Annotated in this window: 7 protein-coding genes and 1 pseudogene; 3 read left to right on the plus strand and 5 right to left on the minus strand. The window is 74.0% G+C overall.

What is annotated here, in order from left to right; translation table 11 throughout:
- Nucleotides 1–735 precede the first annotated feature (735 nt).
- A complete protein-coding gene (locus tag E1212_RS07600; protein ID WP_131980950.1) occupies nucleotides 736–2,943 on the minus strand; it encodes an MMPL family transporter in 2,208 nt (735 codons plus the stop codon).
- Nucleotides 2,944–3,059: 116 nt separating this feature from the next.
- Here E1212_RS07600 and E1212_RS31040 point away from each other — a divergent pair.
- A pseudogene (locus tag E1212_RS31040) lies at nucleotides 3,060–3,412 on the plus strand (hypothetical protein).
- Here the strand turns inward: E1212_RS31040 and E1212_RS07610 are convergent.
- The 3 genes from E1212_RS07610 to E1212_RS07620 all read right to left on the minus strand — a co-directional run bounded on the left by E1212_RS07610 (nucleotide 3,402) and on the right by E1212_RS07620 (nucleotide 6,378).
- The gene (locus E1212_RS07610) at nucleotides 3,402–4,487 is read right to left on the minus strand and encodes a GNAT family N-acetyltransferase (protein WP_162605373.1); all 1,086 of its coding nucleotides are present in this window, start codon (nucleotides 4,485–4,487) and stop codon (nucleotides 3,402–3,404) included. The pseudogene E1212_RS31040 and the gene E1212_RS07610 overlap by 11 nt on opposite strands.
- A 42-nt stretch (nucleotides 4,488–4,529) precedes the next feature.
- Nucleotides 4,530–5,222: a D-lyxose/D-mannose family sugar isomerase gene (locus E1212_RS07615; RefSeq protein ID WP_131980954.1), complete on the minus strand. Its 693-nt coding sequence runs from the start codon at nucleotides 5,220–5,222 to the stop codon at nucleotides 4,530–4,532.
- 121 nt (nucleotides 5,223–5,343) lie between these two features.
- The gene (locus E1212_RS07620; RefSeq protein WP_162605374.1) at nucleotides 5,344–6,378 is read right to left on the minus strand and encodes a helix-turn-helix domain-containing protein; all 1,035 of its coding nucleotides are present in this window, start codon (nucleotides 6,376–6,378) and stop codon (nucleotides 5,344–5,346) included.
- Between the two features lie 89 nt (nucleotides 6,379–6,467).
- Between E1212_RS07620 and E1212_RS07625 the strand changes: the two genes are divergently transcribed.
- On the plus strand, nucleotides 6,468–12,230 hold the full coding sequence (locus tag E1212_RS07625; RefSeq protein ID WP_131980958.1) for a S8 family serine peptidase: 5,763 nt from the start codon (nucleotides 6,468–6,470) through the stop codon (nucleotides 12,228–12,230).
- A 151-nt stretch (nucleotides 12,231–12,381) separates the two neighbouring features.
- Nucleotides 12,382–13,083, plus strand: a complete 702-nt coding sequence (locus tag E1212_RS07630) for a hypothetical protein (protein WP_203416582.1) — start codon at nucleotides 12,382–12,384, stop codon at nucleotides 13,081–13,083.
- Here E1212_RS07630 and murJ read toward each other — a convergent pair.
- Complete coding sequence (gene murJ, locus E1212_RS07635; protein ID WP_131981111.1) at nucleotides 13,030–14,616, minus strand: murein biosynthesis integral membrane protein MurJ; 1,587 nt, start codon at nucleotides 14,614–14,616, stop codon at nucleotides 13,030–13,032. The genes E1212_RS07630 and murJ overlap by 54 nt on opposite strands.
- Between the last annotated feature and the right edge of the window lies 1 nt (nucleotide 14,617).

Below are 14,617 nucleotides of genomic sequence, written 5' to 3' on the forward strand. Positions count from 1 at the left end.
CGGGGGGAGTCTGGCGACGGGTGCGGGGTCGGCGGGCCTTGGTGCGTCCGGGATGTGGGATTTGGCGCGTTTCGCGGGGCCATCACGAGGTTCTCTGCCGCTTCACGAGGCCTGCTGTCGGCGGGCCTTGGTGCGTCCGCGATGTGGGATTTGCCGCGTTTCGCGGGGCCATCACGAGGTTTTCTGCCGCTTCACGAGGCATGCATGCCTGGTGATGTGGCAGAACGCCTGGTGATGTAGCGGATCGCCGATGATCATCGCTGTGCGCATCCCGGCGAACCGGGACGAAACGGGCACGTGAAAGGGGGACGCGAAACGGGTACGCGGGCCGCGAGGCGTGCCCAGGGTCTCCCCGTCCCCCTGATAGCTGCCCGTTCTTATGCCCCGGGTGCCCGGGTCAAGCCGAAGCCCCCAACCACAGGGTCAAGCAACCACAGAGGGCGCCGGCTTGAGGCGGGTGCCCGGGGTTAAGAGAATGGGCAGCAAGGGGGACGGGGAGCCCACCTCATCCCCCGGCGAACCCCATCACCCCCGGCGAGCCATCCGGCGAAGAGCGGCGGTAGGCGGGTGGCCGGGATCAAGAGAATGGGCGGCAAGGGAGACGGGGAGCCCACCCCCAAGCGACTCGGCGAGGAGCCCGGCCAACCCCATGCTTGGAGATGATCGGCGGGTGGCCCAGGGTCAAGAGAATGGGCAACAGGGGGACGGGGAGCCCACCTCAATCCCCGGCCCACCTCAGAACTCTGCGCCAACCCCGGCAACCTCTCGAACCTCACGGACGCGGCCCGACCGGCTCCTCCTCCGCGACGCCCGCCGCCTCCGCCGCCGTCGGCTCCGGCTTCTCGAGAGCGCGCTCGGCCACCACATGCGCTGTCCGAGGTCGAGGTTGAGTGCCGTCACGAGGATCGACCGGACGATCAGGGTGTCGAGCAGGACGCCCAGCGCCACCGCGATCCCGATCTCCGCGAACGCGACCACCGGCAGCGTCGCCAGCACGGCGAACGTCCCGGCCAGCACCAGCCCGGCCGACGTGATGACGCCGCCGGTCGCGGCCAGCCCGATGAGCGCGCCTCGCCGGGTGCCGTGCTGCTTGGCCTCCTCGTGCACGCGGGTCATCAGGAAGATGTTGTAGTCGATGCCCAGCGCGACCAGGAACACGAACACGAACAGCGGGAAGGCCGTATCGGCGCCGGCGAAGCCCAGGATGTGCTCGAAGATCAGCGAGCTCAACCCCAGCGCGGCGGCGAACGACAGCACCACCGTCGCGATCAGGACCAGTGGCGCCACGAACGCCCGCAGCAGGATCATGAGGATCACGAACACCGCGGCCAGCACCAGCGGCATGATCACCAAGCTGTCGCGGCTGGCCGCGTTCTGCGCGTCGAGGGCGACGGCGGTGTTGCCGCCGACCAGCGCGTTCGCGTCGCCCACTGCGTGGACGCTGTCGCGGACCGCCTCGACGGTGTCCTGTGCCGCCGGGCTGTCGGGTGCGGCCTCGAGCGTGCCCTCCATGTAGACGAGGTCGTCGCTCACGGGCGTCGGGTCGGTCACGTCGGCGATGCCGTCGGTGTCCTGGAACGCCTGCCGCACCGCGTCGGCCTCCGGGGCGTCGGCGATGACGATCACCGGGCTGCCGGTGCCGGCTGGGAAGTGCCGGGCCAGCGCCTCCTCGCCGGTGATGGAGGCGGGCGTGTCGACGAACGCGTCCTTGTTGGCGATGACGCCGGTGTTCAGGCCGAGCAGCCCGAGCGCCATCGCGCCGAGAGCCAGCGACGTCACGATCCACACCGACCGCGGGCGGTGCGCGATGGACCGGCCGATCCGCGCCCAGAACCCGCGCTCCGTCGGCTCCGCGGACCCGAACTTCGGCTTGAGCGGCCAGAACACCCAGCGGCCGGTCACCACGAGCAGCGCCGGAAGCAGCGTCAGCATCGCCGACACGCCGATGACCACGCCGATCGCCAGCACCGGGCCCATGCCACGCGTCGAGTTCATCTCCGCGGCCACCAGGCACAGCATGCCGACGGCGACGGTGGCGGCGCTGGCCACGATGGCCGGGCCGGCGCGGTGCAGGGCGAACGCCATGGCCTCGTGCCGGTCCTCGTGCCGGCGCAGCTCCTCGCGGTAGCGCGCGATCAGCAGCAGCGCGTAGTCGGTGCTCGCGCCGAACACCAGCACCAGCAGGATGCCCGCCGTCTGCCCGTTCACCGTCACGTTCGCGTACTCGGCCAGCAGGTAGACGACGGCCTGGGCGGCGGTGAGCGCGGTGAACGCCGAGAAGACGGGGATGAACCAGAGCACCGGGCTGCGGTACGAGAACAACAGGATGACGATGACGACCGCCATCGCCGCGTACAGCAGGGTGCCGTCGATGCCCTCGAACGCGTCGGCGAAGTCGGCGGAGACGCCGGCTGGCCCGGCCACGTACGCGTTCAGTCCGTCGGGCCCGCCGCTGACGATGTCGTTCATCTCGTCGACGGCGTCGCCGAGGGCGAACCAGCCGCCGTCGCCCGGATCGACCGGCACGATGATCTGCAGCGCCTCGCCGTCCTCCGACGGGATCGGCCCGACGACGTCGCCGCTGACGTTGTCGACGTCCGCGAACGCCTGTGCGTCGTCGGCGGCCTTCGCCTGGTCCTCGGGCGTGATGCCGCCCGGCCGCTCGTAGACGATGATGGCCGGCAGCTCCTCGCCGGTCTGGAAGGCGTCCTGCTGCACCTCGAACACCCGGGTCGACTCGGCCGAGCCGGGCAGCCAGGACGCGGTGTCGTTCTCCTGCGCACCGGTCAGCTTCGCCGACAGCGGGAACGCGACGACGAGCACCGCCAGCCAGAACACGAGGACGACCCACTTGCTGCGGCGCCCGCAGACGAGCGGACCCAGCCGCCGTCGCGTTCCGCCGGCAGGCGGCTTGCCGTCACGCTCAGGTGTGGTCACGGCCATGACCCATCACTCCTCGGCCGACGCGCGCCGGCCCCCCGTCGGAGTCTCGGACCCGCACGAGTCTAAGGGCGCTGACGCCGCGCGGAGCCGGGTCGGAAGCGGATATTTTCGGCACCGTGATCGTGTGGCTGAGCGGCACCTTCGGCGCCGGCAAGACGACGACGGCGACGGCGCTGGTGGTGCCGCAGACGGTGCTGGTCGAGGCCTACTGGCGGGAGCTGCGGGCCGGCTTCGAGGAGGCCGGCCTTCCCGTCCATCACGTCCTCCTCCACGCCGATGAGGACACCGTGATGCGGCGCATCGAGACCGACACCGCCGAGACCGGGCCCGGCAGTGGCGGCTGGACCACTTGGCGCCCTACCGGGCGGCGCCGCCGTGGCTGCGGGCCGCAGCCGGCACGGTCGTCGACACCGCGGGCACCGATCCGCGCGACGTCGCCGCGCGGATCGCCGCCGCCGTCACGGCGTGAGCTTCCAGGCGCCCTCGTAGCCGATGGCGGTGAAGCCGACCGCCTCGTTGACGTCGAGCATGTGGCGGTTCTCTTCGGCGTTGAACGTGTAGACCATGGGCGACGACGGGCTGACCTCGGCGAGCTGCTGCAGGTTGGCCACCTTGAGCAGCATGCCGAGCCGGCGCCCGCGATGTTCGGCGAGTACCAGGGTGTCCTCTTGTGTGACCGGGCGGGTGCGGTCGGCGGCCAGGTAGAGCTCGTTGAAGCCGGCCAGCCGCCCGCTGGGGACGTGGAGGGCGGCGACGGTGAGGCGCTCGCGGCCGCTGTCGCCGAGCTGGCCGTCCCAGTCGGCGACCCGGGCGGCGTCCCACTTTTCCTCGGGGAAGTCGAGCCCGGCGCTGGGCGCGTCGGTGCTCATGCGCGTCTTGAGGGTCGCGACGTCGCCGACCCACTCGGGCGGCGTGGTGCCGACCCAGGAGACGACGCGGTAGTCGTCGCCGGCGGCGGCCTGGGCCTCGGCCCGCTTCGCGTCGAGCAGCGCCGGGTCGACCGGCAGCGGCAGCCCGCTGATGCGCGCCACCTGCTCGAGCCGGTAGCCGCGCCGCTGCAGGAACCGCACGCCGGGGTCGTCGGCGGAGAGCCAGCCGAAGCCGGTCGGCGGCTCGAGGCGCTCGCCGGTGGACGGTCGCGTGTGGATGGCGTCGGCCTGCAGGACCGGCCGGCCGGAGTCGAGGGCGATGGCGGCGAGGTGGTCGTAGAGCGCCGTGCCGACGCCGCGGCGCCGGAACTCGGGCAGCACCTCGACCTCGAGCCACGACGCGGTCGCGTCCTCGGCCGACGACCACGACAGGATGCCCCGCCCGACGATGCGGCCCGCGACCCGCGCGACGAACAGCCGAATCGGCTCGTGCTGCTGCCGCTGGTAGACGGGGAGCAGCTCGCGGGCGCTGTAGTTGAGCACGTCTGTGCCCATGAGGTGCGACTCGATGGCGTTACGGACGTCGACCATCTCCGCGAAGGCCGCGGCGTCGGGCGCATCCATCGAGGCCGGGATCGCCAGCTCCTCGACGACGACGGCGGTGTCGGTGCTCATGCCCGGCACCGTAGACCGCCCGCCGCCGCGGGCGCACCGCATTTATCGGGCGCCGCTCAGGACCTCGGCATACTCGCTGACCAGTAGGTACCGCGCCGGCGCGTCCTCGACGACCGCCGCGTACCGCGGGAACGGGTCGAGGAAGAGATTGTCGTCGACGTCGTCGTTGACGGACGAGACCTCGCCGGCCAGCACCACGCCGCCGTCGGCCCAGAACCGGTGGAAGACCCCGGCCGGCACCTGGATGCTTTGCCCCGCCTCGAGCCGCACCGGCACCCCCGCGCGCACGGCCCGCTCCAGCCCGTCGACCAGGGTCACGACGGTGTCGAGGTCAGCCTGCTCGGGGCGCAGCTCGACCACCAGCGCCGCTCCGCCGCGGTTGATGATGTCCTCGGTCTTGCGCCGGTGCAGGTGCATCGGCGTCTCCTGGCCGTCCTGCGCGACCAGGAACTTCTCCGCGTACGTCTGCCCGGCGCCGGAGTCGCGTTCGGCGAGCGTCCCGTTGCGCAAGGTGCACAGCACCAGCCCGACGCGGTCGAAGTCGCCGCGGCCGAAGTCGGTGACGTCCCAGCCCAGCCCGCGTTCCATGGCCGGGCGCACGGCGGCCGCCTCGGACCCCGCGCCCGCCAGCCAGTCCGCCCGCGACCACGAGGCGAATCCCGGCAGCGCGATGCCGGCCTCGGCGGCGAGCGAGCGGGCACCGTCGACGGCGGCATCGATCCGCGACCTCTCCATGCGCCGCATTCTAGGGCGCGGTCAGAGCCCTCGGACGTCGTCGGGCCGGGCAGGGCCCTCGTGACGGTCGCCCTGGCTCGGCGCTTCGAACCGACGATGTCGAGGAGGCCTCCGGCCCCTCCTATCGCCGGTCTGCCCGTCCCTCCTGGAGCCAGCCGCGGCGGGCCGCGGCGAGTCCGGCCTGGAACCGCGTCTCGGCGCCCAGCTCCTCCAGCAGCACCGCGATGCGCCGCCGGGTCGTGCGGTAGCTCCACTCCAGGTGGTTGGCGATGGCCTGGTCCTTCATGCCGCTGGCCAGCAGTGCGAGCAGCCGCCGGTCGTCGGGCCCGGGAACGACGGCGTCCGGCTCGCGCACCGCCGTGAGGGGCGTCGCCCGCTCCCACAGCTCGTCGAACACGTACAGCAGCACGTCCAGCAGCGAGCACGGGTGGACGACGATGGCGCCGGACACGTCGCGCTGGTTCAGCGACTGCGGGACGAACGCCAGCTTGCGGTCGAACGTGGCCAGCTTCAGCGGCAGCCGCGACGTGACCCGGGCCTGCTCGCCCGCCTCGACGTAGCGCAGGATCGCGTCGGCGGCGAGCGGCGAGCGTTCCAGTGCCGCGCGGTCATAGATGGCCTTGCAGGTGACGCCGCGGGCCAGGATCTCGAACTCCAGGTCGTTGGAGCGAGGCCCGCGCGGACCGGAGTAGGGCGGCGTGTCGAGCACCTGGATCTCGCTGGTGGCCGAGCGCTGCAGCTGGTCGAACCGGCGCAGCACCGCGTCGGATCCGGTGACGATCTCGCACAGCTCGTTGCGCTCGGCCTCGAGCCCCTCGCGGTAGTCCTCCATGAGCAGCGCCCCGAGCGTCCGGATGCGGCCCAGCTCCGCCTCCTTGTCGCGGACCAGCGCCTCCAGCCCGACGTCGGGAGCCGCCGGCAGGAACCGGGCGACGGTCCCGGTAGAGCGGCTGACGAGCCCGGCGTGCTCGAGGACGGCCAGGGCGCGGCGGGCGCGCGGCCGGGGTATCTCGAGGGTCTCGGCCAGCTCGGCGGTCGTCGAGCCGGGCAGTCGCAGCAGCGTCCGGTAGGCGCGCTCCTCGATCGAGCCGATGCCGAGTGCGCCGAGCGGCACGGAGTGGGCGTCGGCACCGGCCGGGAGGCCAGTTCTGTCCATGGCCATAGCTGGCCAGCGTAGTGCCTGGACACTCATATGCGGCATCGCGGACCATACCGGCAATCCACGCCAGCGTCGGAAGGCCGAGCATGCCCGTGCGCTCCCGCGTCGCCGCCCTCACGTCCGCCGTCCTCGTACTCGGCTCCCTGACGCTCCCCGGGACGGCCGCGCCGGCCGGCCCGGCCGCATCGGCCTCCGTCAGCGCCGCCACCGCAGTGGGCGACGCCGCGGACGGCTGGACGGCGAAGGTCGAGGACGCCGTCGTGTCCACGCTCGCCGCCGGCGAGACCACCGACGTGATGATCGCCTTCGAGGAACGCGCCGACCTGGCCGCCGCCGCGCGGATCGACGACTGGGACGAGCGCGGCGCCGCCGTCGTGGCGGCCCTGCAGGAGACCGCGGCGGACAGCCAGGCCGCCACCCGCGCGGAGCTCGACGCGGCCGGCGCCGACTACGAGGCGTACTGGATCGCCAACGCGATCCTGGTCCGCGACGCGACGGAGGCGATCGCTCGGCGGGTCGCCGAGCAGCCGGGCGTGGACCAGGTGCTCGAGGTCGCCCAGTACGACGTGCCGGAACTGCTGCCCGCCGACCCCGCGGCCACGACGGCGGCGCAGGAGGCGGCCGCCGCGGCAGCCGCCGAGTGGGGCGTCGCCGCCGTCCACGCCGACCGCGTCTGGTCCGAGGTCGACGTGCGCGGCGAGGGGCTGGTCATCGCGAACATCGACACCGGCGTGCAGTTCGACCACCCGGCGCTGGCGGCGCGCTACCGCGGCGCGAACGCCGACGGCGCCGTCAGCCACGACTACCACTGGTACGACCCCGCCCACGTCTGCCCGAGCGCCGTGCCGTGCGACAACCAGGGCCACGGCACGCACACCATGGGCACGATGGCCGGCGGCGACGAGGGCGGCACGGCGATCGGGGTCGCGCCCGGCGCCCGATGGATCGCCGCGAAGGGCTGCGAGGCCACGGCCCAGGCGGCCTGCTCGATCACATCGCTGGTCGCCTCGGGCCAGTGGACCCTCGCCCCGACCGACGCCAACGGCCAGAACCCGCGCATCGACCTGCGCCCGCACGTCGTCAACAACTCGTGGGGCGCCGACACCCTCGGGTTCGCCGACCCGTTCTACGACCAGATCGTCGACGCGTGGAACGCGGCCGGCGTCTTTGCGGTCTTCTCCAGCGGCAACGACGGCGCCAACGGCTGCACCACCGTCGGATCGCCGGCCGACTCGCCGGGCGCGTACGCCGTCGGCGCACACGACCCGGCGAACCTGATCGCGCCGTTCTCCAGCCGCGGTCCCGGCCCGAACGGCCGGATCCGCCCGGACGTCGCCGCACCCGGCGTGGCGGTGCGCTCCAGCGTCCCCGGCAGCGGCTACGGGACCGCCAACGGCACGTCGATGGCGGCGCCGCACGTGACGGCGACCGTGGCGCTCATGTGGGCGGCGGCGCCGTCGCTGATCGGCGACATCGACGGCACCCGCGAACTGCTCGGCACGACCGCCGTCGACACCCCCAACGCCGAGTGCGGCGGCAGCGAGCAGCGCAACAACGCGTTCGGCGAGGGCCGCCTCGACGCGTTCGCGGCGGTGACGGCGTCGCCGATCGGCGCGACCGGGCTGCTCTCCGGCGTCGTCGCCGACGGCGCCACAGGCGAGCCGGCGCCGGGGGTCCAGCTCCGCGCCGCGAGCGACGGCTACCAGCGCACGACGGTGACCGGCCCGGACGGCCGCTACGAGATGACGCTGGTCGCCGGCACCTACGAGCTGACGGCGACGGCGTACGGCTTCGCGCCCGGCGGCGCGAGCGGGGTGGTCGTCACCGAGGACGCCACCACGAGCCTGGACCTCGACCTCACCGCGCTCCCGTCGGTGACGGTCAGCGGCACCGTCGCCGACGGCTCCGGCCAGGGCTGGCCGCTGTACGCGGGCATCAGCATCGCCGGCTACCCGCACGGCACCGTGTGGACCGACCCCGAGACCGGCCGCTACGAGGTGGAGCTGCCGGCGTCGACCGCCTACGCGCTCACCGTCCGGCCGCACGCCGACGGGTATGCGACCGCCAGCCGCACGGTCGAGGTGGGCGACGGCGACCTCACGGCCGACTTCGCTGCCACCGTCGTCACCAACGAGTGCCTGGCACCCGGCTACGCACCTGCCCACCGCGGCGCGTTCGCGTCCTTCGACGCCGGCCTGCCGGCCGGCTGGGCGGTGCAGACGGTTCGGGGCAACGGCTGGGAGACCGGCGACTCCGGCCGGCGCGGCAACCTCACCGGCGGTGACGGCGACTTCGCCAGCATCGACAGCGCATCCGGGCAGCTGCTGGAGGACGGCGTGCTGGTCTCCGCGCCGGCGGACCTCACCGGCATCGCCGCACCGGTGCTGTCGTTCCGGGCCGACCTGCTGCTCTCGCGCGGCGTCGCCGAGGCCGACGTCTCCGTCGACGGCGGCGCGACCTGGCAGAACGTCTGGCGGCGGACGGCGCACTCGCGCGGCCCGCGGCAGGAGCAGGTGCCGCTGCCGGAGGCCGGCGGGCGCGATGACGTGCGCGTGCGATTCCACTACCGCAACGACACCGCGAACAACGGCTGGTGGCAGCTCGACGACGTTCTCATCGGCGAGCGGGCCTGCGAGCCGGTCGAGGGCGGGATCGTCCTCGGCCAGGTGCGCGACGACCGCACCGAGGCCCCGCTCGACGGCGCCACTGTGCGCAGCGCCGACGGCACGGTCGACGTCACCTCGACCGCCACCCCGGGCGACCCGGGTCTCGGCGGCGGCTTCTACGCGGCCTTCGTCGCCGGCGCCGGGGACCACGAGCTGACCGCCAGGCACGACCTCGGCCAGCACGGGGCGCGGACCCGCACCGTCGCCGTCGACCCCGGCACCGTCACCCGCGCCGACTTCGAGCTGGGCACCGGCGAGCTCCAGGTGAGCGACGCCGTCGTCGAGGAGCAGGTCGAGGTCGGCGGCACGCGCACCGCCACCGTCACCGTCACCAACACCGGCACCGCGCCCGCGACGTTCGAGCTGGCCGAGCGGAACACCGGCTTCGACCAGCAGCAGGAGACGCTCGCGACCCTGCCGGGCGCCCCGCTGCGCCGCGAGATCGTGCCCGACGACGGCGGCCCGCTCGACCCCGCGGCGACCCCCGCCGGCGACGGTGCGCCCGGCGCAGCCCCGGCCGACGTTCCCGGCGACGCCGCCTGGGTCCGGCTGCACGACAAGCCCGACGCCCGCACCGACGGCCTGGCCGCCGTCCACGACGGCACGCTGTACTACGTCGGCGGCAGCACGTCAGGCATCTCGCATCGGAACATGGTCTACGACATCGCGCTGGACCGCTGGGAGTTCACCGGCTCGTTCCAGCAGCCGCGCGGCAAACCCGTCGGCGGGTTCATCGGCGACCGGCTGTACATGGTCGGCGGCTGGGGGCCCGCGGGCGCCGGCGAGACGAACACCGTCCTGATCTACGACCCCGCCACCGACACCTGGTCGAACGGCACGCCGGCGCCGGTCCGGTTCGCCGCGGCCGGGTCGGCCATCCTCGACGGCAGGCTGTACGTCATCGGCGGCCGGATTGCGGCCGAGCCGGACCAGGGCAGCAGCGACGTCCACGTCTACGACGCCGCGGCCGACTCGTGGTCGCAGGTCGCCGACTACCCGGAGCCGGTGTCCTGGCAGGCCTGCGGGCCGATCGACGGCCTCGTGTACTGCGCCGGCGGCCAGGCGCCGCACATCGAGCACAGCACGCGCGGCTATGTCTACAACCCGGCCACCGACGCCTGGTATCGCATCGCGGACCTGCCGAAGACGGTGACCTTCACCGCGCACACGGCCGCGAACGGGCTGCTGCTCACGTCGGGCGGGCAGGTCGGCGGCTACCGCAGCAACGAGGGCTTCTTCTACGACCCGGCCGCGGGGGAGTGGGCGTCGCTGCCGAACTCGATCTTCGACGTGTACCGGCTGGCCGGCACCTGCGGGTTCTACAAGCTCGGCGGCACGCAGGGCCAGCCCGGCACGTTCCCGTGGGTCGAGCGCCTGCCCGGGTTCGACGACTGCCAGACCACCACCGAGGACCCGGTGCCGTGGCTGTCGGCCGACGGCGGTCCGCGCACCCTCGCGCCCGGTGAGTCCGCCGAGGTCACCGTCACGCTGGACGCGAGCGGGCCGGCCGCGGGGCAGCCCGGCGACTACCTGGCCCGGCTGCTGCTGCTCGAGGACACCCCGGCCGCGATCCCGGCCCTGACCGTCGCGATGGACGCCACCGCGCCGGAATCGTGGGGCCTGGTCACCGGCACCGTCACCGGCCTGGACCGCTGCGACGGTCCGGAGCGGCCGCTGGCCGGCGCCACCGTCCGGTTGCGCGGAGCGGTCTCCGACGTGGAGGTCACGACCGATGGGGACGGCGTATACCGGCACTGGCTGGACCGCTCCGACCGGCGCGTCACGGTGACGGCGACGGCGGACGGCTGGCAGTCGCGCAGCGGTGCGGTCACCGTCCAGGCCGCAGAGACGGCGACGAAGGACCTGCGGCTGCGCCGGGACGAGCCGTGCGCCGTCGCCACGCCGGCCGCGGGCCTGGAGATCGACGTGCGGACGCGCGGACATGCCGTCGAGCGGCTCACCCTCGGCAACGACGGCGCCGCCGCGTTCGACTACGCGGTGACGGAGACGGCCGAGGTGCTGCGGCCGCTCGCGGCCGCGACCGGCGCGGCGGCCGACTCGGCGGGGTGGACCGACGGCGCGCCGGTGCCGGGCGGGCGGATGCTGTTCGCCGCCGCCCAGTGCCCGGGCCGGCCGGACCACGGGTACCTCGTCGGCGGCCTCGACGAGCGGATCGAGCTCACCGGCCGGACCTGGCGGTACGACGCGGCCGACGGCGACTGGACCGAGCTCGCGCCGATTCCCGAGGCCGCGCGCAGCGCGGTCGCCGCCTGCGAGGCCGGCCGGATCCATGTACTCGGCGGCGACGACACCGACCGGCACTACGTCTACGACGTCGCGCGCGACTCCTGGTCCGAGGGGACGCCGCTGCCCACCGGCCGGTCGAGTGCCGCCGCCGCGGCCTGGGACGGCCGGGTCTGGGTGGCGGGCGGCGCCACGGGCGGGTCCGGCGGCGGATCCGGCGGCACCGTCACCGGCGACGTCCACGTCCTCGACGTCGCGGCCGGCGCCTGGAACCCGGAGGAACCGATGCCGCACCCCGTCCGGGACCCCGCGTTCGCGCAGGCCGGACCGTATCTCTACCTGGCCGGCGGACTCACCGCCGACGGCGCCGTCAGCGACGTCGTCCAGCGGCTCGACCTGCGCACCGGCACGTGGTCGGCCGGGCCGGCACTGGCCGAGCCGCGGGCCGGCGCCGCGCTCGTCGCCACGGACAAGGCGCTCTATGTCGTCGGCGGCGAGCGGGAGGACCCGCCGTACGGCCGCCTGCCGACCACGACGGTGCAGCGGCTCGCGCTGGCCGGCTGGGCCGGCGGGACCTGGAGCGCCGACCCGGCCGCGGAGCTGCCGTCGCCGGTCAACGCCGCGCCGGCCGGGTTCTGCACGCAGGCGCACTCCGGAGGCGAGATCTGGTCGCTCGGCGGCATGGGCGGCGGGCTGGACCGGGCCCGCTTCCTGCCGGTGCCCGGCGAACGGTGCGCCGGCATCGCGACCGACGTGGCGTGGCTGGACGTGCGGGCGGCCAGCGGTTCGGTGGCGGCCGGCGGCCGGGTCGGGCTGGCGGTGAGCGTCGACGCCGGCGACCTGGCGGCGGGGTCGACGCACCACGCGACGCTGCTGGTGGCGACGTCCGATCCCGGTGCGCCCGAGCTGCGGGTCCCCGTGACCGTCCGGGTGCGTTGACGCGAGGCGGATTAAAGGATTCTCATGCGCCCTTCACATAAATCCTCGATCTGCTCCGGCAGGCTGGGCCCGGCGGCTCGAGGGGGCTTGAGGAGGTCGTGTGGTCGTGGCGGGCTCGTGGACCCGTACGGAAGTCGGTGGCGTTCACTACGTGCGCCACGCGGTTCGTACGCGCTGGTTCACCGAGAACGACGACCTCCGTTCGGCGTTGCGCGAGGCACTGCCGCCGCTGGAGCCCGGCGACACCGTCGTCCTGAGCGAGAAGGCCACCGTGTTCCTCACCGGGCGCGCGGTGCCCGTCGACGAGCTGCGCCCGAGCCGGCTGGCCCTGCTGCTGGCCGGACTGGTGCGGCCGCGGCCGGGATCGCGTGGGCTGTCGGTACCGGAGAAGATGCAGTACGTCGTCCGGACGACGGGTGGGGCGCGCATCCTGGCCGCGGCGCTCGCGGGCGCCGTCACCAGGCCGCTGCGCATCCGCGGGGTCTTCTACCGCGTGGCCGGCCCGGTGGCGCGCGACATCGACGGCGGGCGCCCGCCGTACGAGCACCTGGTCCTGCCGCCGTTCACCGTCTCCGACGCCCAGGCGTTGTGCGCGGAGCTCGAGACGTTCCTGGGGGCGGGGGTCGCGATCGTCGACCTCAACGACTACGGCGGCAGCATCCGCGCCGTCTCGGCGCGGTCCCTGCCGGCCGACGTGCTGTTCGCGGCGCTGTCGGGCAACCCGCTGGGGCAGCGGGCGTCCAGCACGCCGTTCGGCATCGTCCGCCGCGACGACGACGGCGGAAGCGTCGCCGGCGGCTCAGCGGCGGGCGAGCGGTCGTCGCAGCAGCTGGGTCGCGTCTCGCAGCACTGAGGTCTCCGGGCCGCGCTGCAGCAACGTGATCCCCGCGAACACCGCCAGGCACACCGTCCCGACGGCGGCGACCTGCGCGATCGCCGGTGTGTCGCGCACCAGCCAGGCGACACCCAGGGCCGCCCCGACCGTGGCCGCGGCGGACACCGTCGTCCGCCCCAGCAGCCCCCACAGCGCCTCGACCTCGACGGCACGATGTCGGCGGCTGAGCAGCCAGGTGTTGCCGGCGGCCGCCACGACCAGCGACAACGAGGTCGACGCCGCCAGCCCGGGGATCCCGTACGCGACGCCGAGCGTGAGGTCGCCCACGACGTTCACCACCATGGCGACGACGGCGACGGCGACCGGCCGCTTCGTGTCGCCGAGGGCGTAACTGGCCCGGACGATCACCTCGCGCCAGCCCAGCGCCAGGACCGCCGGCGCGTACCAGAGCAGCGCCGTCGCCGTCTGCGACGCGTCGTCGGCGGTGAACTCGCCGCGCTGGAACACCGTCTCGACGACGGGGCCGGCCGCGACCGCCGTCCCCACGCAGATCGGCACCAGCACGATCACCGTCGCGCTCAGGCCGCGGTCGATCAGCCGGCGCAGCTCCGCGGTGTCGGCGGCCGCCGTGCTCAGGGCCGGGTAGAGCGCGACCAGCAGCGACGCGATCAGCACGGTGTCGGCGAGGCCCACCAGCCGCCACGCGTACGACAGCGACGAGATGACGCCGTCGCCGACGGTCGATCCGACCGCGCGGTCGACGAGCGTGTTGACGTTGCCGATCGCGCTGCCCACCAGCAGCGGCGGGACGAGCCGGAGCATCGCCCGGAAGTCGGGGTCGGAGAGTCGCAGGCTCGGCCGGATGCGGATCCCGATGCGGCGCAGCGGAGGTAGCTGCGCCAGCAACCGGGCGGCCGAGCCCGCGACGAACCCCCAGGCCAGCGCCGTCACGCCGTACTGCGGGCCGAACACCGCGGCCGCGACGATCATCGACAGGTTGAACGGGACGCCCTGGATCGCCGACCAGAAGAACGTCCGCCTCGACTGCGCCGCCGCGGCCAGCAGGTTCGTCCCCGCCACCAGCACCGTCGCGATCAGGACGATGCGGGTCAGCTGCTCCGCCGACTCCGCTTCGGCCGGCCCGAACCCCGGCGCCAGCACGCCGACGATCTCGGCCGCGAACAGCTGCATCACCAGCGTCGCGACGCCCAGGCCGGTGACCGTCGCCGAGATCGCCACCGACATCGTCGTGCTGGACCGGCGGCGGTTGCGCCGGCTCGCATCCTCGTCCGCGTACTGCCGGGACAGCACCGGCACGGCGGCCTTGGACATCGCGCCGGCCAGCAGCCCCAGCGCGACGTTCATCAGCCCCAGCGCGACGAAGTAGCCGTCCAGCTCGCCGCCGGCTCCGAAGACGGCGGCGATGACGACGTCGCGTGCCAGACCCAGGACCGTCGACACCGCGGTCAGTGCAGTGACGAGGATGGCCGCGCCGGCGATCCACGACGTGTGCAGCCGACCGCGAGGTCTGACGCCGCTCTCCGATGACATA

It is taken from the genome of Jiangella ureilytica, assembly GCF_004348545.1.
GTDB classification, from domain to species: domain Bacteria; phylum Actinomycetota; class Actinomycetes; order Jiangellales; family Jiangellaceae; genus Jiangella; species Jiangella ureilytica.

Excerpts from the sequence above, each read along its gene's own strand:
- E1212_RS07600 (WP_131980950.1), bottom strand. The coding sequence starts at position 2,943 with ATGGCCGTGACCACACCTGAGCGTGACGGCAAGCCGCCTGCCGGCGGA.
- E1212_RS07610 (WP_162605373.1), bottom strand. The coding sequence starts at position 4,487 with ATGAGCACCGACACCGCCGTCGTCGTCGAGGAGCTGGCGATCCCGGCC.
- E1212_RS07615 (WP_131980954.1), bottom strand. The coding sequence starts at position 5,222 with ATGGAGAGGTCGCGGATCGATGCCGCCGTCGACGGTGCCCGCTCGCTC.
- E1212_RS07620 (WP_162605374.1), bottom strand. The coding sequence starts at position 6,378 with ATGGACAGAACTGGCCTCCCGGCCGGTGCCGACGCCCACTCCGTGCCG.
- E1212_RS07625 (WP_131980958.1), top strand. The coding sequence starts at position 6,468 with ATGCCCGTGCGCTCCCGCGTCGCCGCCCTCACGTCCGCCGTCCTCGTA.
- murJ (WP_131981111.1), bottom strand. The coding sequence starts at position 14,616 with ATGTCATCGGAGAGCGGCGTCAGACCTCGCGGTCGGCTGCACACGTCG.